The organism is Pseudobacter sp., from assembly GCF_051955275.1.
In the GTDB taxonomy this organism is placed as follows: domain Bacteria; phylum Bacteroidota; class Bacteroidia; order Chitinophagales; family Chitinophagaceae; genus Pseudobacter.
This window is the reverse complement of sequence record NZ_JBQCGW010000232.1, coordinates 12,210-33,887: the sequence shown is the minus strand read 5'-3', so window position 1 is coordinate 33,887 and position 21,678 is coordinate 12,210. Positions and strand designations below refer to the sequence as shown.

Annotated in this window: 13 protein-coding genes; 10 read left to right on the top strand and 3 right to left on the bottom strand. The window is 50.2% G+C overall.

What is annotated here, in order from left to right; all coding sequences use genetic code 11:
* Positions 1-120: 120 nt before the first annotated feature.
* The 3 genes from ACTHMC_RS20325 to ACTHMC_RS20315 all read right to left on the bottom strand — a co-directional run bounded on the left by ACTHMC_RS20325 (position 121) and on the right by ACTHMC_RS20315 (position 5,392).
* Positions 121-3,336, bottom strand: a complete 3,216-nt coding sequence (locus tag ACTHMC_RS20325) for a choice-of-anchor tandem repeat GloVer-containing protein (protein ID WP_440415891.1) — start codon at positions 3,334-3,336, stop codon at positions 121-123.
* A gap of 89 nt (positions 3,337-3,425) precedes the next feature.
* Positions 3,426-4,181, bottom strand: coding sequence for a LytR/AlgR family response regulator transcription factor (locus ACTHMC_RS20320; protein ID WP_440415889.1), 756 nt, complete (start codon positions 4,179-4,181; stop codon positions 3,426-3,428).
* Positions 4,182-4,348: 167 nt separating this feature from the next.
* A complete protein-coding gene (locus tag ACTHMC_RS20315; RefSeq protein ID WP_440415888.1) occupies positions 4,349-5,392 on the bottom strand; it encodes a LacI family DNA-binding transcriptional regulator in 1,044 nt (347 codons plus the stop codon).
* Between the two features lie 266 nt (positions 5,393-5,658).
* Between ACTHMC_RS20315 and ACTHMC_RS20310 the strand changes: the two genes are divergently transcribed.
* The 10 genes from ACTHMC_RS20310 to ACTHMC_RS20265 are packed head-to-tail and all read left to right on the top strand — an operon-like array spanning position 5,659 to position 21,578.
* Entirely contained in the window at positions 5,659-8,853 is a 3,195-nt protein-coding gene (locus ACTHMC_RS20310) for a SusC/RagA family TonB-linked outer membrane protein (RefSeq protein WP_440415887.1), read from the top strand.
* A 21-nt stretch (positions 8,854-8,874) separates the two neighbouring features.
* Positions 8,875-10,689 carry a RagB/SusD family nutrient uptake outer membrane protein gene (locus tag ACTHMC_RS20305; RefSeq protein ID WP_440415886.1) on the top strand — a complete coding sequence of 605 codons (1,815 nt, stop codon included), beginning with the start codon at positions 8,875-8,877 and terminating at the stop codon, positions 10,687-10,689.
* 22 nt (positions 10,690-10,711) lie between these two features.
* Positions 10,712-12,085, top strand: a complete 1,374-nt coding sequence (locus ACTHMC_RS20300) for a pectate lyase (protein ID WP_440415885.1) — start codon at positions 10,712-10,714, stop codon at positions 12,083-12,085.
* A 1-nt stretch (position 12,086) separates the two neighbouring features.
* The gene (locus ACTHMC_RS20295; protein WP_440415883.1) at positions 12,087-12,845 is read left to right on the top strand and encodes a rhamnogalacturonan acetylesterase; all 759 of its coding nucleotides are present in this window, start codon (positions 12,087-12,089) and stop codon (positions 12,843-12,845) included.
* Positions 12,846-12,847: 2 nt separating this feature from the next.
* Positions 12,848-13,798, top strand: a complete 951-nt coding sequence (locus tag ACTHMC_RS20290) for a pectinesterase family protein (RefSeq protein ID WP_440415881.1) — start codon at positions 12,848-12,850, stop codon at positions 13,796-13,798.
* Positions 13,799-13,803: 5 nt separating this feature from the next.
* Positions 13,804-14,775 carry a pectinesterase family protein gene (locus ACTHMC_RS20285; RefSeq protein ID WP_440415880.1) on the top strand — a complete coding sequence of 324 codons (972 nt, stop codon included), beginning with the start codon at positions 13,804-13,806 and terminating at the stop codon, positions 14,773-14,775.
* A complete protein-coding gene (locus ACTHMC_RS20280; protein ID WP_440415878.1) occupies positions 14,772-16,436 on the top strand; it encodes a glycoside hydrolase family 43 protein in 1,665 nt (554 codons plus the stop codon). Before ACTHMC_RS20285 ends, ACTHMC_RS20280 begins: the two co-directional genes overlap by 4 nt.
* Positions 16,433-19,003, top strand: a complete 2,571-nt coding sequence (locus tag ACTHMC_RS20275; RefSeq protein ID WP_440415877.1) for a glycoside hydrolase family 88 protein — start codon at positions 16,433-16,435, stop codon at positions 19,001-19,003. The genes ACTHMC_RS20280 and ACTHMC_RS20275 overlap by 4 nt, the downstream gene beginning before the upstream one ends.
* Entirely contained in the window at positions 19,000-19,917 is a 918-nt protein-coding gene (locus ACTHMC_RS20270) for a hypothetical protein (protein ID WP_440415876.1), read from the top strand. The genes ACTHMC_RS20275 and ACTHMC_RS20270 overlap by 4 nt, the downstream gene beginning before the upstream one ends.
* Positions 19,918-19,928: 11 nt before the next feature.
* Positions 19,929-21,578, top strand: coding sequence for a UxaA family hydrolase (locus tag ACTHMC_RS20265; RefSeq protein WP_440415875.1), 1,650 nt, complete (start codon positions 19,929-19,931; stop codon positions 21,576-21,578).
* Positions 21,579-21,678: the final 100 nt, after the last annotated feature.

The window sequence follows — 21,678 nt, the reverse complement described above, 5'->3', positions numbered from 1 at the left end:
GATAAAATAACAATCCCCGGCAAATCGCCGGGGATCGTTATTTTATCATACTATTACGCTGTGCTTTTTTGTTTGTTCCTGCAATATTATTCAATCACCTTTTGGGAGTTGTGATATTGTTTATTGTTTTACAAACCTGCTGCTCTGCCGGCCCTTCTCATCCTGCAATATCAGTTGATACATCCCCGCGGGGATTCCTGCAATATCCACTGTTAACTGCTGAACTCCTTTCTGTACTGCTATATTCCTCTGAAACAGGCTTCTGCCCTGCATATCGTATATTGATAACCGGTAGTTTGATTTTGCAGGCGCCGATACCTCCACCGTCATCACCGGTCCTCTCACCGGGTTAGGCAGTACCCTCACTTCCAGGCTACCAGGTACAGAACGGTTCAACTCGATGATGGATGAATACTCCGGTGCAACATTCGGCTCCTGCATCTGCAACCTGTACCAGGCCTTTCCTGCAACAGGGTGTTCATCCTTGAACTGGAAAGGAAGACTGCAATCCGCCTGCGTGGCCATTGCCAGTCCAATAGCCGTGAAATGGACCCCGTCCGTGCTTCTTTCAACAGAGAAGTTCACATCATTGGTACAGGATCCTTTCCATTGCAACAGGTTGTGATCCGTTTTTACAGAACCTTTGAAATATTCCAGCTTTACCGGTAAGGCAGTGTATGCCTTGCTGGCAAAGTAAAAAGAAGAGAAGCTGCTCACCTGAAGAGTATACACATAATCCAGCCCCCAGAATGCCGCTGTGCTGCTGACAGGGAAGGCATTGGCGGTAACCTTTTCCGCGCAGGCTTCCTCGTTCTTGAAAAGCGTGATATCCGTGTGGTTATTGATACCTGAGCCTGCAGTGGCTTTCAGCTTGTTGAACTCCGCTGTGCGGACATACAGGCGAAGGCTCACCGGTGTGGCAGGCTGTTGGTCCACATTGATGGTGATATTGCGGTCCAGGTACAACCTGCCCGCCGCATCCTTCCTCGTTTCACCATTATGCGTATAGAAACTGATGCTTACATTCCCCAGTACATTACCGTTGGCATTGATCTCTGCCACGGCATTGCCTGCTTCATCCGTAAATGCCACCCATTCATTGGCATTGGCTGCCATGATACTGGTGGTGGCTACGGGTACGCAGGAGCCGGGTGTGCCTGGTGCAACCAGGGCGGGAAGACTTAACAATTGCCCGCTTTGCGGATGACGTCCGTTCAATCCTGTGAAGCTGGCTTTATTGGTGAACTGGGCAGTTACCGGATTGTATTCGAAGAGGCTGCCACCATCATCTCCTGCATCACCTCCCCATTTGGTCATTCCATATAGCTTGTTGTTGAGCACTGTGAGACTGTTGAAAGGCATATAATTGTCCGGGTGCTTGAAAGTATGCAATTTGCTGAAGGTGAAACTTGCCGGATCGTAACTGAAAAGAGAGCCCTGGAGGCCAATCCCGTTGCCGCCCTGGTTGGCCATTCCATATAGCTTGTCGTTCAGCACCGTCAGGTTATTGGAGCTGTGATTCCCGCTGTTCACATCAAAATGATATCGCACGATATAACCATTGGCGTCAGGGTTGTACTCGAATAAGGTGCCGCCGTCGGAATTACCGCCATAAGTGGTGCAGCCATACAGCCTGTTCTTATAAAGCGTCATCTGGCTTCTTGGTTTTGTTCCGAAGCTGGGGCCTAAATGCACCTTTACTGCATAGGTACTGCTCGCCAGGTCATACTCGTAAATAACTCCATTGTCTGTATTCCCTCCACGGTGTGTGGTGCCATACAGTTTGCCATTGTATACAGTAGGAAGGCCAACCGGGCCACTGCCTGTGGTTGTGGAAAATGTATGTCTGACCGTATACTGATCATTATTGGGATTGAATTCAAAAAGAACACCGGTACTTCCATCCGGTTCTCCGAAGGCAACACCATAAATTCGGTTGTTGTAAAGCATCAGGTGATTGTCCGGGATAGTTGCGCCTGTAGCAGGTTGCATATGGTAGCGGATGGCGAACTGGCCGGTTGCCAGATCGTAGGAATAGATCCCGCCTCTTCCGTTATTGCCGGCTTCCTGGGCCAGACCATAGATCTTTCCAAGGTGATATACATGCCTGCCTGTGGGCTTGTAGAAGCCGTTACCCAGATCAAGTTTTTTTACCAGGCTGCTGCTGGCCGGTGTATATTCGAATATAGTTCCGTGATCATGTTTCCCTCCACTCTGGCAATTGCCATAGATCTTACCGCCGAGTATTGCAAAATCGCCTGTGGTTGTTGCTCCCAGCATGCCTCCAAAACTTCCCTTGTCGAGTATGGTATTGGTAGCCGGATTGTATTCATACATAACGCCCTTTCCGTTAGCACCTCCGGTTGCACTTCCGTAAAACCTGTTATTGTACACCACCACAGCACTGCCGGGGCCGCTTCCACCTACAGTGGTGAACGTGGCTTTGTTGACGGTTGTGTTCAGTGCCGGATCATACTCATAGATCCTGCCAAAGTCATTATTTACATCGTCCTTTGTGAAGCCATAGATCTTATTATTATAAAGTGTGAGATTGGTGGAAGACGGTATACCCGTTACATTGGCCAGTGTGTTTTTGATGATGAAGTTATTGTTGGAAGGATCGAATTCCATCATATGATCCCCCGATCCGTAAAGTTTGTTGTTGTACACCAGAAGGTCTGTAGTGATCACCTTACCCGCCGCAGCATCAAATGAAATGAGCCCTGCCGGATGATAGTTGGTGAGATCAAAAGAATAGATGAGGCCGTCATTGTTGTTGCCTCCTCTGTCTGACCAGCCATACAGTTTACCATTGTAGTAAGTGAGGTTCGACATGGTAGAGGAACTGACGAAATCAGCAAAATGGAAAAGAACGGTCAGGGCTCCTGAAGCCGGATCGAACTCGTACAATTGGGCGGTACTGCCGTCATTGGAAGGCGGCTTCATCACACCGTACATTTTATTTCCCACAACAGTAAGGTCAGTTGAAAAGCCTGCCTTGGTTATGGTTGAGAAGTCGGCTTTTTTAGTGATGGTATTGGCGGCCGGATCATACTCTGTGATGCCCCCTTTTCCCAGAAAGCCGAAGAACGCGTTGACCCGGTAGAACTTGCCATTATAGGCGGTAAATCCACTGCCATAGGCAAATGGCGTTTCTAATTCAAAAGTTTTCCTGGTTGTAATACCCGTGCCATCAAATCTGGCAGAGAACAGCACGCCCTGATCGTTGTCCCCGCCAAGCGGCGTTGCGCCCCAGAACTGGTAAATGCCCTGTGCGTCAGCTTCTGCAACCATCAGGGTAAGCAGTAGAAAGAATAGAGTGTATAACTTTTTCATAGCACCTGTTTAATTGAGCCGCAAAATAGACAGCTCCAGCAGGCCCATGAGGTACCCTTTAATGGATGGGGGATTTGAGTTAACGGAAATTACAGCGCCCGGGCTGAAAGTAATTGCAGAAAGGCTTCCTTCTTTTTGGGTGAGATGGCCAGCTGTGTGTCATCATTCATTACAGCATAACCTCCGTCGGTCCTGAGGTATTTCTTTACTTCCTTCAGGTTCACTATATGAGAGTTCTGAATGCGGAAGAACCCATGTTCGCCCAGCAGGTTTTCATATTCCTTTAAGTTCCGGCTCACCATGATGGTACGCCCATCCTTCAGATGAAAAATGGTGTAAGCTCCATTGGCTTCCAGCCGGAGTACAGCAGCAACAGGTATAAATTCAAGCCCCTCAGCGGTTGACAGACTGATGGTATAGTCCTGTTGCTTTTTTACCAGGTTCTGTAATAATAATTGCAAAGATTGCTGCGGTTGGTGATGGCTCAGTTGTTGAATGGCCCTTTGCACCGCAGATTGCAGTTCCTGCACGTCGATGGGTTTAAGCAGGTAATCCAGTGCACTGAATTTGATAGCCTTGATGGCATAATGATCATAAGCCGTGGTGAAGATCACCTGGAAGTGGATCTCAGCCGTTCTTTGCAGGATATCGAAGCCGGTGCCGGGATGCAGCTCTATGTCCAGGAAAAGCACCTGCGGTTTCGTCAGGTGAATGGCTTTTATCGCTTCTTCCACAGAAGAGGCGCTGCCAACCACCTGTAAGGCAGGACAATATTCCTCCAGCAGGTTCTGCAGGAGCTCGCGGCTGCGTGTTTCATCTTCAACAATGAATGCAGTGAATTTCATTAGCGCAAACTAAAGATTTTTTGCGAAACAGGGGGCAGTCGCTCGCCTCCCGGCGAGTGACTTTTACTCTGTTGCCTCTGTTGACACGGTGTTCGCCGGAGGCGAACAAATATAGATCACTCGCCGGGAGGCGGGCGATTGGTGCAGCCTGCGTATAGTCATTGGCGTTATTTCAACTTCTTTTTTGGAGCGGAGGAATCTCCGATGAGCAACTGAGGCGAGAGCACTCTCTTTTCTAACTGCTTCACCGGTCGCTTGCTTTCGATGAGCTGCAGCAGCAGCTCGGTGGCAGCCTGGCCGATCTCGTAAGCAGGTTGGCGGATCACGGTGAGGGAGGGATTGAGCAGTTCTGCAATATCCGTATTGGAAAACCCCACCACGGCAATATCTTCCGGAACGCGGATACCACGCCTCCTGAACGTTTTGAGTAAACCTGTGGTGAGCTTGTCACTGGTCGCAAAAATGGCATCAGGTCTTTGTTTCAGGGTGAAGAGGCGGTTAACCGCATCCTCGATCTCGGAGAAGATCATGCCGCCATAGAAGCAATGTTTGATATAGGTGTCGCTGGGCTTGAGGCCGTTCTTTACCAGGGCTTCGCGGTAGCCGCCCAGCCTTTCGCTGGTGATGCTGAGGAACTCAGAATTGGCAATGGCCGCAATCCGGCGGTAGCCATTCTTCACCAGATGTTCCGTGGCCTCATAGGCACCCTTGAAATTGTCCACAATAACGCTATGCGTTTTGATCTCTTCCGTGATCCGGTCGAAGAATACGATCGGCAGGCCGCGCTCATGGAGGGCCCTGATATGGCTGTAATCATTTGTCTCGGTGGAAACGGAGATCAGCAGGCCATCCACGGACCGGGACGAGAGATACCGCAGATCTATCACTTCCCGTTCGTAGCTTTCATGACTCTGGGAAATGATCACATTATATCCCTTGCTGTAGGAGATGGACTCGATGCCATTGATGATCTGGGAGAAGAAATTATTGGCCACTTCGCAAACCACTACCCCGATGGAGCGGCTTCTTTTCTCTTTCAGGCTGAGCGCAATGGGATTGGGCTGGTAATTGAGCTTTTCCGCACAGTCAAGTACCAGCTGCTTGGTCTCCTGGCTGATCTCATAACTGTCACGCAACGCCCTGGATACCGTTGAGGTGCTTAATCCCAGTGCCCTGGCGATATCTTTTATAGTTACTGCTTCAAATTTCATAATCGGTCGGGATGCGTTGCAATCAGTTTTACAGAGGCTAAATATACACTTTTTAGCCACTGGTAAGTTAGTAAGTTATCCGTCTCCCGCCCCAGGCCAGCAACTGGCATCGTTGCCGGGAACGATTGCGTAAATAAAATGCGGAAAGCCCCGGATTATTAAGAAATATCTGACTAGCATTGAAGAGAGAAATAACTGTATAACGGACACTTATACAGTTAAATACTGACTGTTTATTTACGTTTGCTCAATATAAAAAAAGCCATATGAAGCACCTTTCTCTGCTGTTGCTCCTGGTAACAGGGATGCAGATCATTTCTTTGGCGCAGACTGCTCAGATCAAAGGCCGGGTCACTGACGACAGTACCGGCACTGCGTTAACGGATGTTTCTGTAAGCCTCTCCGGTACTGCTGCCGGAACCAAAACAAATGCTCAGGGGGAGTTCGTTCTGAACGTCCCTGCCAATGCCCCTAAAAAATTATCGCTGAATGTATCAGCACTCGGTTACGCCTCACAGGTAGTGAGTGTGGAAGCCGGCCGCACCATCAACGTTCAACTCAGACGGACTGCTACCGAACTGGAAGACGTTGTGGTGATCGGTTACGGTACTGTCCGCAGAAGGAACCTCACAGGCTCCGTTTCTTCCGTGAACTCAAAGCAACTCAGAGATGTGCCGCTTTCTTCCGCTGCAGAAGCCCTCGCCGGCCGCCTTGCCGGTGTGCAGGTAACTACCACGGAAGGTGCGCCCGGCGCTGATGTACTGATCCGCATCCGCGGAGGCGGCTCCATCACACAGGATAATTCACCCATCTACATCGTGGATGGTATCCAGGTGGAAAATGCGCTCTCTTATATCGCGCCACAGGATATCGCCAGCATCGATGTACTGAAAGATGCCGCTACCACCGCCATCTATGGCGCACGTGGCGCCAACGGCGTTGTGATCATCACCACCAAATCTGGGAGGGTAGGCAAGACCAATGTTTCCTACAACGGCTCATTCGGATGGAGGGAGATCTCCAAAAAAATGGACGTGCTCAATCCCTACGATTTTGTGATGTGGCAATATGAAAGAAATAAACTCATCGGTGATACCAGCTTCAACCGCAACTATGGTTCTACCTGGGATACACTGAATGTGTACAAGAATATCAAGGGAATCGACTGGCAGGAAGAAGTGTTCGGCAGAAAGGCCGGTTACCAGAACCACAACGTTTCTGTAAGTGGAGGTAACGAGAAAACAACATTCAACCTCAGTCTGACCAGCAATACAGAAGATGGGATCCTGCTGGAAAGCGGATTCGACAGGAAACTGGTGAACTTCAAACTGGACCATAAAGTGTCCAATAAGGTAAAGATCGGTCTGACCGCCCGTTACCAGGACCAGATCGTCAGCGGCGCAGGTACCACCAACAGCGGAACACGTACCACTAACCGCCTTCGTAATGCCATCCAGTACAGGCCCTTCGAAACGGCCACCTCTCCGGGCATAGACGTATTTGATGACGAGCTTTACAGGAACGCTGCCAACCAGACCAATCCCGTTCTGATGACACAGGCCGAGTACCGCAAACAGTTCACAAAAGCGGTTAACCTCAGTGGCTATTTCCAGTTCAACCTCCTGAAGAACCTCGCATTCAGATCAACGCTTGGATATGATAACAATAATATGCGCACCGATCTCTTCTGGAGCAAGATCACCAATACAGCCCGCAACAATGCTTCACTGCCGGTTGCCAGAATAGATCAGCAGAATTCAACCACTTTCAATATCTCAAACACATTACAGTATACGCTGCCCAAGTTCGGAGATCATGCTATCGATATCCTGGTTGGACAGGAGATCTATGAAACAAAGGCAAAGTCAAATACCATGGAGACCAGGTTCTTTCCGGCTGATATCTCAGCCGATAAAGCGCTTGCCAATATGGGACTTGGTTCACCTCCCTCCGGATTCCAGCAACCCAGGAACGTGAGCAATGAAACGCCACCCAGCAGGATCTTCTCGCTGTTCGGAAGGGCCAGTTACGACTGGAACAACAAAGTGATCGCACAGTTCACCATGCGGGCAGACAGGTCCAGCAAATTCAAGTATGACAATGGCCTGCTCATCTTCCCTTCTGGCTCCATCGCTTACCGCTTCATCGAGGAAACATGGTTCAGCAATATCAGCTGGCTTACAGATGCCAAGATCCGCGCAGGTTACGGTATTGCCGGCAACAACCGTATAGGAGACCTGCTGTACCTGCAACTTTATGGTGTAACGGGTGAGTATGCGCTCAATCACAGCATCCTTCCCGGTTTTGCTCCGTCGGCCCTGGCCAACGAGGACCTGAAATGGGAAAAAACAATTTCAAGAAGTGTGGGTCTCGACCTGGGTTTTGTGAACAACCGCATCCAGTTCTCTGCCGACTATTATCATAATAAAGGAAATGACCTCCTGCTCTCCGTAGCCATTCCTCCAACCAATGGTTATCCTTTCCAATTGCAGAATGTCGGCTCCACTTCCAACAGGGGATGGGAATTCCAGATCAATGCCATTCCTGTACAACGCAAGGATTTCAACTGGAACTCCAGTTTCAATATCTCTTTCAACAAGAACAGGGTGGAGAACCTGGGTGGCCTCAAACAGCAGACACGCAGTGCCGGCTGGCAGGGGTCTGATGGCGCCGATGATTATCTCGTGAGAGTGGGAGATCCCATCGGACTGATGTACGGATATGTGACTGACGGTATGTTCCAGGTATCCGACTTCGATTACAATAGCGGTACAGGCGCTTACACGCTCAAAGCAGGTGTTCCCAATCCCAATGCCATCACCGGTCTGGTAAGGCCTGGCACCATGCGCATCAAAGATATCAATGGAGATGGAAGGATCACCAGCGACAGTGACCGTGTAGTCATCGGCAATGCCAACCCCAAATTCACCGGCGGCTGGAACAACCAGTTCTCTTACAAGAACTGGGACCTCAGCGTATTCGTGAACTTTGTGGTTGGGAATGATGTGTACAATGCCAATAAGATCGAATGGACTGACGGCAGCTTCCCGCACCTCAACATGCTGTCCGTAATGAAAGACCGCTGGAGGAATATCGATGACAACGGTAACCTGGTGACAGATCCCAATGAACTGGCGAAAATGAATACCAATGCAAAGATCTGGACACCCAACAATGCCAACCGTTTCTTCCTCACTTCTTATGCCATCGAAGACGGATCATTCCTGAGAGTGAACAATATCACCCTGGGGTATACGCTGCCGAAACGTCTTACCACCAAAGCGTATATCTCTAATCTTCGGGTATACGCTACTGTTAATAACCTGTATACCTGGACCAACTACACTGGTTATGATCCGGAGGTTACGGCCAGGAGATCGGATCCGCTCACACCTGGTGTAGACTTTGCGGCTTATCCCCGCGCCACCACCTGGGTATTCGGACTGAACTTAACTTTTTAATACTATTAAACTGCTTTTTATATGAAAACCCGATTTTATCACTTCAAGGTATTGCACCTGCTGCTGGCCGTCATCACGCTGGCTGGTGGATGTAAGAAATACATGGACGTGAAGCCGGTTTCACAATCCGATCTTGGTCAGGCATTCTCCGATGTGTCCAATGCCACCACCGCCCTGATCGGTGTGTACGATGAGCTGATGGGAGATAACGGATACGGGATCCGTATCAACCTGTATTATCCTTACGACTCTGATGATTTCATGACCTCAGGTGGTCTGGATAACGGACGCCGTGGCATCGGAAGGTACCAGCTGCTTTTCTCCAACAGTGAGATCCGCAACCCCTTCCTGCAACTCTACCGTGGTGTTGAAAAAGCGAACCTCTGCATTGAGCAGATCCCGCTGATGAAACAATATAATACAGGTACTGATGCGGAGAAAAGAGACCTTAGAAGGCTGCATGCGGAAGCGCTTACTTTACGCGCACAATTCCTCTATGAGCTTATCAGGAACTGGGGCGATGTACCTGCACCGATGGAGCCTGCCTATAAACGGACTGACCTGTATGTGCCACGCGCCAACAGAGATTCCACGTACGATAAACTGATAGCAGACCTGAAGACTGCCATCGACATGCTTCCCTGGCGTACAGAAGTGGCCAGGAATGAACGCATCACCAAAGGTGCCGCCAAGGCCCTGCGGGCCAAACTGGCCCTGTTCCGCGGTGGTTATTCGCTTCGCAATGAAACGAAGACCATGGAGCGCCGCGCAGACTATCTCGACTTCTACAAGATCGCCCGCGATGAGTGTGCCGATATCATGGCCAGGAGAGATCAGCACGACCTGAACCCCAACTTCACCAGTATCTGGAAAACCCTCAGCTCCTTTGCATACGATCCGCAGGGAGAGATCATCTTTGAAGCGGGAGCAGGCGGAGGAAACAGTAACTCGGACAGTCGCATGGCCAACTATGACGGCGTGCGTACGGATGCTGCCTCCCGATATGGTCCCGGTGGCGGCGGTATCACTGCTCTGCCAACCTATTTCTATGCATTTGATTCTGTAGATACCAGGCTTGAAGCTACTTTCGGTATTTACCAGGTACAGTCTACCAACGTGAAAAGGCCGCAGGCCCTCACATCCGTTACCAATGGAAAGTACAGGAGGGACTGGCGCAATCCGCTGCTGCCCGGCTCCGCACTCAACGTAGGGTACAACTGGAGCTTCATCCGCTTCTCCGATGTATTGCTGATGTATGCAGAAGCGGTGAATGAGATCAACGGCGCGCCTACTGCTGAGGCCATCAGTGCCTTTGAAGAGGTGCGCAAGCGCGCCTACAGGGGCAATACGGATAAGATCGGCACCACACCGGTTGATAAGGCAGGCTTCTTCGATGCAATTGTGAACGAGCGACTGCTGGAGTTCGGCGGCGAAGGGATCCGCAAATACGATCTTATCCGCTGGAACCTGATCAACGCAAAACTGAATCCCACTACCGGTCAGATCCGCACAGACCTGCGTGATCTCCAGGCCGGCAACGGTAAATATGCAAATGTGCCTACGCTGATCTATTACAGGAACAGCGGGGAAGAGTATACCATTTTCGGATCTTTGTACAAACCCGTGGTTACACCGGCGCCTTCCGGATTTACATCCGTGAACTGGCGGCAGGATATTATCAGAACAAACAATACCCTGAACGTAGGAACATCCACTGTACACTATATCGATGCCATTGCTTATTTCTTTTCGCCCAACAAGAGCGAGCTCTTTCCATTCGACCAGGCTACGCTGGATTCATACCAGGGTAAACTGGGGCAGAATCCGGGTTACTAACGTTGATGCTTAATTGAAGATAATGATGAAGTACCATGTGAGGAAAACGATATACACGCTCTGCTGCCTTGCAACTGTGATCAGTTGCAGGGCGCAGCGGCCGGCCGAAGGATCAGCACGGCCGGGAAAGCAGGTGCTGGCTTTTCCCGGTGCTGAAGGATACGGGAAATTCACCAGCGGCGGCAGGGGAGGGAAAGTGATCCTGGTCACCAACCTGGAAGATGACGGGCCGGGCAGCCTGCGCGCCGCCATCGATGAGAAAGTACCACGCACCATCCTCTTCACGGTTTCGGGAACGATAGCACTGAAATCACCCCTTAAGATCAGATATGGCAACGTCACCATCGCCGGGCAATCAGCGCCCGGTGATGGTATCTGCCTTAAAAACTATGTTACCAGTATTTCCGCAGACAACGTGATCGTACGTTATCTGCGTTTCCGTTTGGGAGATATGACCAGACAGGCGGATGATTCGTTCAATGGAACCGGGCACAAAGACATCATTATCGATCATTGCTCCATGAGCTGGGCGGTGGACGAGAATGCCTCTTTTTATAACAATGAGCATTTCACCATGCAATGGTGCATCATTGCGGAGAGCCTGCACCAGAGCGTGCATTTCAAGGGAGCACATGGTTATGGCGGCATCTGGGGCGGTAAAAGCGCCACTTTTCACCACAATTTGCTGGCCCATAATACCAGCCGCAATCCACGTTTCAACGGGCAGCGCTTTCTGGAAACAGAGAAGCCAGAGGCTGTCGATTTCAGGAATAATGCCATTGTGAACTGGAGCTTCAACAGCTCATATGGGGGAGAGGGCGGCAACCACAATATGGTGAACAATTATTACGAGGCGGGCCCGGCTACCCGCAAAACTGTTGCCAACAGGATCGTCAATCCTGCTGATACCCCCAGTGGAAAATTCTATGTCACGGGTAATTTTGTAAAAGGATTCCCCGCGATTTCAGAAAACAACTGGGCCGGTGGGGTACAGGGCAATCATTGGGAAGATGCCAGAACGGATCAGCCTGTTCCTTTTGTTCCCATTGAAGAACAATCCGCCACTGCTGCGTTCAAACTGGTACTGGAGCATGCAGGAGCAAGCCTGCACCGCGATGCCGTTGACACCAGGATCATCGAAGGCATCAGGAATGGGAAAATGAATGATGGCCCGGAGAAAAACGGTATCATCAATTCGCAGACCGATGTAGGGGGGTGGCCCGAACTGAGATCATTGCCTGCACCATTGGATACAGATGGAGATGGGATGCCGGATGAATGGGAAAAAATGAATAAACTTGATCCTGCGGACCCTAAGGATGCTGTATTGAACACATTGGACAGGCAATTTACCAATATAGAAATATACCTCAATCAACTGGTGAAAAGTAAATAGCATGCGAGCACGAAAATTATTGTTGCCCTGCGTATTCCTGCTGATGGCCTTCTCGCTCCAACAGGAAAAAAAGAAGATCACCATCTTCCTGGCAGGGGATAGCACCATCGCCATCAAAGAGCCGAAGGTATTCCCGGAAACAGGCTGGGGCATGCCCTTCGTGTATTTCTTCGATACAACGGTCTCGGTGAGCAACCGCGCAAAGAATGGAAGAAGCACGCGTACCTTCATATCCGAAGGATTATGGCAGCAACTGATCGATGATGTGAAAGCCGGAGACTATGTACTGATCCAGTTCGGTCATAATGATGAAGCCAAAGAAAAAACAGACAGGTACACCACACCCGATGAATACAGAACAAACCTCACAAGGTTCATCAGTGAAACCCGCAAGAAGGGCGGAAAACCAATCCTGATCACGCCGGTATCGCGCCGACGTTTTGATACTACAGGTAATGCCATTCCAACGCATGAGATCTATTCTGCGCTGGTGAAGGAAACGGCACAGGCACAACAGGTACCATTGATTGACCTGGATACAAAAAGCCGTGCGCTCTACCAGCAGTTCGGAGAAGAGCATTCAAAATGGTTATTCCTGCAACTCAATGCCGGCGAACATCCCAACTATCCGGACGGAAGAAATGATAATACACATTTCAGTGAACTCGGGGCCAGGCTGGTAGCGCAACTGGTATTGCAGGACCTGAAAACGCTGGAGCCGGAACTGGCTTCGCGCATCGTAATATCCAAAATAAAGTAAGCATGAGGCAGATCCTACTGGGTGCAATAATATTGTTGATGGCGCAGATAGCCGCTGCGCAGAAAAAGCTGGTGGTTGCCACCGATGGATCGGGCAAATACAGATCAGTGCAGGCTGCCCTGGATGCTGTGCCTTCCCATAACAAAGAGAAAACAATCATCTATGTGAAGAATGGAATTTATAAAGAAAGGATTGTGGTGGACGCCAGTAAGTCAAATATCACACTTAGGGGAGAAGATAAGCAAAAGACCATTCTCACTTTCGATAACCATGCGGGAACACGCCTGGAGAATGGAGATACGCTCAATACCTGGACCTGCGCTTCTTTCTTTGTGTATGCCGATGATTTCACGGCAGAGAATATCAGTTTTCAGAACAATGCAGGATTCAATGCGGGTCAGGCAGTAGCGCTGCGGGTGGAAGGGAATCGTGCTGCCTTCCGGAACTGCCGCATGCTGGGCTTCCAGGATGTGCTCTTTCTCAGCGGCTCCGGTGTGAAGCATTATTTCAGGGATTGTTATATCGAAGGCACTACAGATTTTATTTTTGGAGCAGCCACTGCTGTGTTCAAAGATTGTGCTATTCATAGCAAAAAGAACAGTCATGTTACCGCCGCCAGCACCAATAGCATCATTCCATACGGCTTTGTATTCTTCAATTGCAAACTCACTTCAGACAGCGCCGTTAATAAGGTGTCACTCGGCAGGCCCTGGAGCCCTACAGCCAGTGTCACTTATATCGATTGCTGGCTGGGCCAACATATCCTGCCCGAAGGCTGGAATAACTGGAAACGGCAAAGCAATGAAGCTACGGCCCGTTACGCTGAGTATAACAGCAGCGGCCCCGGCGCCAATCCCGCTGCACGCGTACCCTGGAGCAAACAGCTGACAGCGGATGAAACAAAGCAGTTCACCATTGAAAAAATACTCGGTACCTGGAACCCGGAAAAATAACTGATATGAGATTGATATTTCGAATATTCCTGCCTGTTATATTTTTTGTCAGCTGTGTTGCAGTAAAAGCGCAGCCAAAAAAATATGATTTCATTGTGGCTAAAGATGGATCAGGGAATTTCAAAACCATCCAGGAAGCTATCGATGCCGTTCCTGACATGCGTAAGAATGTGACCACTATTTTTATAAAGAAAGGTGTGTACAAGGAGAAGCTGGTGCTGGCCGATTCAAAGAGCTTCGTGCATATGATCGGCGAGAGCAAGGATAGTACCATTCTTACCTGGGATGATTATGCCAGTAAGAAGAATGTCTTCGGGGAAGAAGTAGGTACTTCCGGTTCCGCGAGTTTCTATCTCTATGGAAAGGATTTTACTGCCGAGAACCTGACGTTTGAGAATAGCTCCGGACCTGTAGGGCAGGCAGTAGCCGTATTTGCGGGCGGAGACCGCACGCGATTCATCAATTGCCGCTTTCTTGGTTTCCAGGATACCCTGTATACATATGGCCATGAAAGCAGACAGCTTTATGAGAACTGTTATATCGAAGGCACCGTGGATTTTATCTTCGGTTCATCCACCGCTGTGTTCACCGGTTGCCATATTTATTGCAAGAAGGGAGGTTATGTGACGGCCGCTTCCACTCCCGAAGGAAAAAAGTTCGGCTATGTGTTCTTCCGTTGTAAGATAGATGGAGATGCTGCTCCCGGAACCTATTACCTGGGCAGACCCTGGAGGCCCTTCGCAAAAACCGCCTTCATTGAGTGCGTGCTGGGTGATCTGATCAAGCCTGAAGGCTGGCATAACTGGAACAAGCCGGATGCAGAAAAAACAAGTTATTATGCAGAATACAATAACAGCGGGCCCGGCGCGGCTTCCGGAAAGCGCGTGGCCTGGAGCCATCAGCTGACAAAGGAAGAAGCAGCCGCTTTTACATGGGAGAATATTTTCGGAGATTGGAAGATAACTCAGACAAAATGAAGAACGCCCTGATTGTAGTATTGATGGCTTTGCCCTTTGCGGCGCTTGCACAGATCGCTGATACCAGCGGGAGTTCCCGCGTGCACTGGGGAGAAGGAGGGCATGGGGATTATTACAATCCGGTACTTCATGCAGATTACTCGGACCCTGATGCCGTTCGGGTTGGAGAAGATTATTATATGACCAGCTCCAGCTTCAATGCAGTGCCAGGCTTGCCTATTCTGCATTCGAGAGACCTGGTGAACTGGCAGCTGATCGGGCATGCCTTACCCATGCAGCCACCATTTGATGTATTCAGTAAGCCACAGCATGGAAATGGCGTCTGGGCGCCTGCTATCCGGTATCATAACAATGAATTCTATATCTATTACCCCGATCCTGATTTCGGGATCTACCTGGTAAAAGCAAAACATCCTTCCGGTCCCTGGTCGGAGCCCGTAATGGTGGAAGCTGGTAAAGGATTGATCGATCCCTGTCCGCTCTGGGATGATGATGGACAGGTCTACCTGGTGCATGCTTATGCCGGTAGTCGCGCTGGCATCAAAAGCATCCTGGTGGTAAAGAAGATGAATGCCGAAGGAACAAAAACACTGGATGCAGGAAGACTGGTATATGATGGTCATGAATCAGATCCTACTATCGAAGGCCCCAAGTTCTACAAGCGCAATGGCTACTACTATATTTTCGCCCCCGCGGGTGGTGTCTCAACGGGCTGGCAGCTGGCACTTCGTTCTAAAAATATTTACGGCCCATACGAAAGGAAGGTTGTGATGGATCAGGGAAAGTCAACCGTGAACGGACCACACCAGGGAGCCTGGGTGGATGATGTGAAAGGGCATGACTGGTTCCTTCATTTCCAGGACAAGGATGCCTACGGCCGCATTGTACACCTGCAACCCATGCAATGGGTCAACGATTGGCCTGTGATCGGAAAGGACAATGATAAAGATGGAAAAGGCGAGCCTGTTGCCAGTCACCGGAAACCTGCTTTTTCCGGCGCTGTCAGAAAACTGACGCCGCCGGATGGTGATGAATTCAATGAATCGTCCCTGGGGCTGCAATGGCAGTGGCAGGCGAATCCCCGCGCCACCTGGTGTTTCCCGGATGCTGAGAAAGGCGGACTGCGTTTGTATTCCGTTCAGCAACCTGACAGTGCAAAGAACTACTGGGACCTTCCCAATTTATTGCTGCAGAAATTTCCGGCAGAGGCTTTCGTGGTAACTACCAAACTCAGTTTTAATCCTTCCGCAAAACCTCTGAAAGAAAAGACTGGTCTTGTGATCATGGGCCTGAGTTATACAGCTATCGAACTGCAGGCCAGACCCGGTGGAATTCATATCGCACATATCGTTTGTGAAGATGCAGACAAAAGAAAAGCTCCTGTGGAAACTGATCTTGGACTGCTGACTGCAAAAGACTGTTTCCTCCGCGTGGAAGTGGGGCTGAAAGCCGTTTGCCGGTTCAGTTACAGCACCGATGGAATCAATTTCAAAAAGATAGAAACGAGTTTCACCGCCCGGCCAGGTAAATGGGTGGGAGCAAAAGTAGGCATCTATTGCACCCGGGAATCCTCTGCTAACGATGCCGGATATGCGCAGTATGATTGGTTCAGGGTGCATCCAAACGAAAACGCTTACCCCAAAAAAGGAATTACTAAATGAAAACAAGATTTGTAACGCTGATACTGTTGATACTGGCCGGTGGAGGAATGGTGCAGGGGCAGGAATTTCCTGTAATACAGGCTGCCAGCTTCCCGAAGGATACGGTATATATCACTGCGTATGGCGCTAAGGCCGATGGGCATAGCCTGAACACCAAAGCCATCAACAGCGCCATCGATGCTGTTGCAGCCAAAGGCGGTGGCGTAGTGGTGATCCCGGCCGGTCTCTGGATGACAGGTCCCGTAACACTGAAGAGCAATGTAAATCTCCATCTGCAACAGAATGCATTATTGCAGTTTACATCCGACTTCGATCAGTACCCACTGGTGGAAGGGAACTGGGAAGGGCTTCCGCAAATGCGCAATCAAAGCCCCCTTTCAGCTACAGGCCAGCAGAATATTGCCATCACCGGAAAGGGGATCATTGATGGCGGTGGTGATGCCTGGCGCATGGTGAAGCGGGATAAACTAACGGAAAGCCAGTGGAAAAGCCTGGTCAGTTCCGGAGGAATGCTTAGTGACGACAAACGTACCTGGTATCCCAGTATCAAAGCATTTAAAGGTGCGGCCATGAAGAATCCCGGGGTGATCGAGCCTGGCAAGACACCTGAGTTTTATAACAGCATCAAAGATTTTCTTCGTCCCAATTTATTGGTGCTCACCAATTGTAAACGTATTCTGCTGGAAGGTGTGATCATACAGAACTCACCCGCCTGGTGTATGCACCCGCTGATGAGCGAGCATATCACCGTTCGCGATATCACCGTGCGCAATCCCTGGTACGCACAGAACGGGGATGGCATCGATGTAGAGAGCTGCAAAAATGTACTGATCGAAAACTCTGTCTTCGATGTGGGGGATGATGCCCTCTGCATGAAGAGCGGCAGGGACGAGGCCGGCAGGAAACGCGGCATCCCAACACAGGATATGATCATCCGCAACTGCGTGGTGTATCACGCCCATGGAGGGTTTGTTGTAGGCAGCGAAATGAGCGGTGGCGTAAAGAATATCTACGTCAGCAACTGTACTTTCATCGGAACCGATATCGGGCTTCGCTTCAAATCAGCCCGCGGCCGCGGCGGCGTAGTAGAGAATATTTATATAACGGATATCACTATGCGCGATATTGCAGGCGAAGCCATTCTCTTTGATATGTATTATATGGCAAAAGACCCAGTGCCCCTGGCCGGTGAAAAACGCGAAGCTCCTAAAGCAGAATTGTTGCCTGTAAATGAAGGCACGCCTGTATTTCAGAATATCGCCATCAATAATGTTGTGGTGAACGGAGCGGCTAAAGCCATCTTCCTGCGCGGTCTCCCGGAAATGCCTGTAAAGAATATCGCACTCATGAATATGAACCTGGTCTCCAACAAATACCTGGAAGCTGTTGATACCAGTGGCATTGTGCTGCAGAATATCAGATGGCAATCTTCGCAGGCCGAAGCTGATACCTGGGGAGAAAAGATGAGCCGGACGGCCATGAACATTTATAAAGATTCCTTTGCACTGGAGAACGATAAAACAGCCAAATGGCGGTACGATATGGGCGTGGTGCTGAAAGGCGTGGAAGCTGTCTGGCAGCAGAACCAGCAACAGGAATATTTCAATTATATCAAGAGGCTGATCGATTTTTATGTGGATGGCAGCGGTAATATCAAAGGATACAGGAAGGATGAGTTCAATATCGATCACCTGAACAACGGGAAGAATATCCTCTTCCTCTATGAGCAGACAGGCAGTGAGAAATACAAAAAAGCAGCTGCATTGCTGAGAGACCAGTTGCGCCATCATCCACGCACCAAGTCAGGTGGCTTCTGGCACAAAAAGATCTACCCCTGGCAGATGTGGCTGGATGGCCTGTACATGGGACAACCCTTTTATGCACAGTATGCAAAACTCTTCAATGAACCTGAAGACTTCAATGATATCACCCGCCAGTTTGTACTGATGGAGCAATACGGCCGGGACAAGAAAACAGGATTGCTCTACCACGGATGGGACGAGAGCCGCGAGCAACGATGGGCCAACAAAAAAACAGGGCAGTCGCCCAATTTCTGGAGCCGGGCCCTCGGCTGGTATGGCATGGCCATGGTGGATGCGCTGGATTATTTCCCGGCTGATCACCCGGGCAGGGATTCCATTACCGGCATACTGAACCGTTATGCCAAAGCAGTTGTTAATTATCAGGACCCCTCCAGCGGCACCTGGTGGGATGTGACGGATAAAAAGAATGCCCCGGGCAATTACCATGAAGCATCTGCCAGCGCCATGATCACTTACACGCTGGCAAAAGGTGTGAGAATGAAATACCTGCCAGCAGTTTATGAAAAGGCCGCACAGAAAGGTTTTGAGGGTATCATCAAAGAGTTCATTGAAAAAGACAATAACGGAGGGATCAACCTGAAAGGGACCGTGGCGGTATCCGGACTGGGCGGCAATCCTTATCGCGACGGCAGTTATGATTATTACATCAAAGAGCCTGTGATCACCAATGACCCGAAAGGGATCGGCGCATTCATCAAATGCGCAGCGGAGATGGAACTGAGGCAGAGAGGAGGGAAACCATGAGTGGGAAAAAGCCGATACCATTTGCGCTGAACAGGCGCAACCTCAAAAAGATCCGGTCCACAGCCATTGCTGTACCCAACGCATCCTTGTTTGAACTGCCGGAAAGAATACTGCAGTTCGGAACCGGTCCATTGCTGCGTGCACTACCTGCCTGGTGCATTCAGAAAGCTAATATTCAAGGGCTGTTCAATGGAAGGATCCTGGCAGTGACCGGTGATCAGCATGAAGAAGTCCTCCGCTTTAACCGGCAGGATGCACTCTTCACCATCTGCGAAAGGAACTCAAACGGAAAGCAGACCACCGCTTCATTAAGTATCAATGCCGCCATCAGCAGGGTGCTTAATGAAAGCCTGCACTGGGACCAGATCCTGCGCTCCGTGACCAACCCTGAGATGCAGGTCCTGATTGCACATACCAGCGGAACGGAGGTGGTGCTGAAAAAAGACAATGTGCACTTGCAGCCACCCAAATCATTTCCCGGTAAACTGCTGGCCGTGCTCTATCACCGGTTCAGAAGTTTCAATGGCGATCCCAACAGCGGCATGGTGATCGTTCACGTGAGTGAAGGTCCGGGAGGAGGCAGGGGGCTGGATGCCATTGTGCTGGAACTGGCCCACCAGAACGGGCTCGAGATTGCCTTTCTCGATTGGCTGGAAACCTGCAACCATTTCTGTAATTCGATAGCAGACAGACTGGTATTGGCTTCCGTTACACAGCAACAACAGCAGGAACTGGAAAGGATCACAGGATATAAAGATGAACTGCTGCTCATCACGGAAGCCTATAAAAGCTGGCGCATAGAAACGGCCAGTAAGAAAGTACAGAAAATATTATCATTCAGTCAGGCCGGAACGGGCGTGGTATTATCCCCCCAGCTCTCCTCATTCGGCAATATGAAATTGATCAGGGGATAAAAGGAGAAATCATGAAGCAGAAAGTATTGAAAATACACCCGAAAGACAATGTGCTGGTAGCCCTTCAGGACCTCAGCAAGGGAGATATGATAGTTTATAACGGTATCGGTTATACGCTTATTGACGATGTGCCCGCCAAACATAAATTCACTACGGAGCCTCTTGAAAAAGGTGCTCCTGTTACTATGTATGGGGTACTGGTGGGCAAAACAACCGACGCGTTGCAGCCCGGCTCCCGCATCACTACCAGCAACCTGAAACATGCGGCAGCTCCTTATGCACTTTCTGAATTCAGAAAGGAGATCCATACCAAAGTGGAGGATGCGGCTGTATGGAAAAATAAAACCTTCAATGGTTTCCACCGCTCGGATGGTAGTGTGGGTACAGCCAACTACTGGCTGGTTGTGCCATTGGTGTTCTGTGAGAACAGGAATGTGGAAGTGTTGAAAGATGCATTGCTGGAAGAACTGGGTTATGCGCACCCGCCTAAATACCGCGCCATGACCAAACAACTGATCGCGGCTATGGAAGCAGGCCTTGATATTGAAACTATCAGTCTGCATGAACCGGCACAGACGGTTGCGAAAAATCCCGTGTTCAAAAATGTGGATGGCATCAAGTTCCTGTCGCACACCGGTGGCTGTGGCGGTATCCGTCAGGATGCACAAACGCTCTGCGGCCTGCTGGCAGGGTATATCACACATCCCAATGTGGCGGGCGCTACCGTGCTGAGCCTGGGCTGTCAGAATGCGCAGGTGGCCATGTTACAGGAAGAAATTGCCAGACGTTCACCCCATTTCGATAAACCATTGTTTGTACTGGAGCAACAGACTGTAGGTAAAGAAACAGACCTGATAGAATTTGCGATGAAACGCACTTTCGAAGGGCTCATCATCGCCAATAAACAGGAGCGCAAGCCGGCCCCGATCAGCAAACTGGTGATCGGTCTTGAATGCGGAGGCTCCGATGGTTTCTCCGGCATCTCCGCCAATCCGGCCGTGGGTCATACTTCCGACCTGCTGGTGAGTGCGGGAGGTTCCGTGATCCTCTCCGAATTCCCCGAGCTCTGCGGGGTGGAGCAGGAGATAAGCGACCGCTGTGCAGATGTACGCGATGCAGAACGCTTCATCGATCTCATGCGAGCCTATGCCGCCAGTGCGGTGGCCGTAGGCTCCGGTTTCGATATGAATCCTTCTCCCGGAAATATCAAGGATGGTCTCATCACCGATGCCATCAAATCCGCCGGTGCCGCCAGGAAGGGCGGTAATTCCGCTGTGGTGGCCGTGCTGGATTATCCTGAACAGGTGAGCAAGCCAGGCCTCAACCTGCTGTGCACACCCGGCAATGACGTGGAAAGCACCACTGCCGAAGTGGGCGCAGGCGCTACCGTTGTGCTCTTCACCACCGGTTTGGGTACACCCACCGGTAACCCGATAGCTCCCGTTGTGAAAATTGCCACCAATACTGCCCTCTACAACCGGATGCCCGATATCATCGATATCAATGCAGGCACCATCATAGAAGGAGAGGAAACCATCGAAGAATGTGGTGAGCGCATACTCGACTATGTGATCCGTGTAGCCAGTGGTGAAACAATGGTGAATGCGGTACGTTTGTCGCAGGACGATTTCATCCCCTGGAAAAGAGGCATCAGCTTATAACGCCAAATTTCGCAATGCCCCGTCGTTCGCTCCCGCGAGTGACTTCTATTCCGTCGCCTCCCGGCAACACGGTGTTCGCCGGAGGCGAACAAATATGGGG

Excerpts from the sequence above, each read along its gene's own strand:
- ACTHMC_RS20315 (WP_440415888.1), bottom strand. The coding sequence starts at position 5,392 with ATGAAATTTGAAGCAGTAACTATAAAAGATATCGCCAGGGCACTGGGA.
- ACTHMC_RS20270 (WP_440415876.1), top strand. The coding sequence starts at position 19,000 with ATGAGTGGGAAAAAGCCGATACCATTTGCGCTGAACAGGCGCAACCTC.
- ACTHMC_RS20300 (WP_440415885.1), top strand. The coding sequence starts at position 10,712 with ATGATGAAGTACCATGTGAGGAAAACGATATACACGCTCTGCTGCCTT.
- ACTHMC_RS20320 (WP_440415889.1), bottom strand. The coding sequence starts at position 4,181 with ATGAAATTCACTGCATTCATTGTTGAAGATGAAACACGCAGCCGCGAG.
- ACTHMC_RS20305 (WP_440415886.1), top strand. The coding sequence starts at position 8,875 with ATGAAAACCCGATTTTATCACTTCAAGGTATTGCACCTGCTGCTGGCC.
- ACTHMC_RS20290 (WP_440415881.1), top strand. The coding sequence starts at position 12,848 with ATGAGGCAGATCCTACTGGGTGCAATAATATTGTTGATGGCGCAGATA.
- ACTHMC_RS20310 (WP_440415887.1), top strand. The coding sequence starts at position 5,659 with ATGAAGCACCTTTCTCTGCTGTTGCTCCTGGTAACAGGGATGCAGATC.
- ACTHMC_RS20325 (WP_440415891.1), bottom strand. The coding sequence starts at position 3,336 with ATGAAAAAGTTATACACTCTATTCTTTCTACTGCTTACCCTGATGGTT.
- ACTHMC_RS20280 (WP_440415878.1), top strand. The coding sequence starts at position 14,772 with ATGAAGAACGCCCTGATTGTAGTATTGATGGCTTTGCCCTTTGCGGCG.
- ACTHMC_RS20285 (WP_440415880.1), top strand. The coding sequence starts at position 13,804 with ATGAGATTGATATTTCGAATATTCCTGCCTGTTATATTTTTTGTCAGC.
- ACTHMC_RS20295 (WP_440415883.1), top strand. The coding sequence starts at position 12,087 with ATGCGAGCACGAAAATTATTGTTGCCCTGCGTATTCCTGCTGATGGCC.
- ACTHMC_RS20265 (WP_440415875.1), top strand. The coding sequence starts at position 19,929 with ATGAAGCAGAAAGTATTGAAAATACACCCGAAAGACAATGTGCTGGTA.
- ACTHMC_RS20275 (WP_440415877.1), top strand. The coding sequence starts at position 16,433 with ATGAAAACAAGATTTGTAACGCTGATACTGTTGATACTGGCCGGTGGA.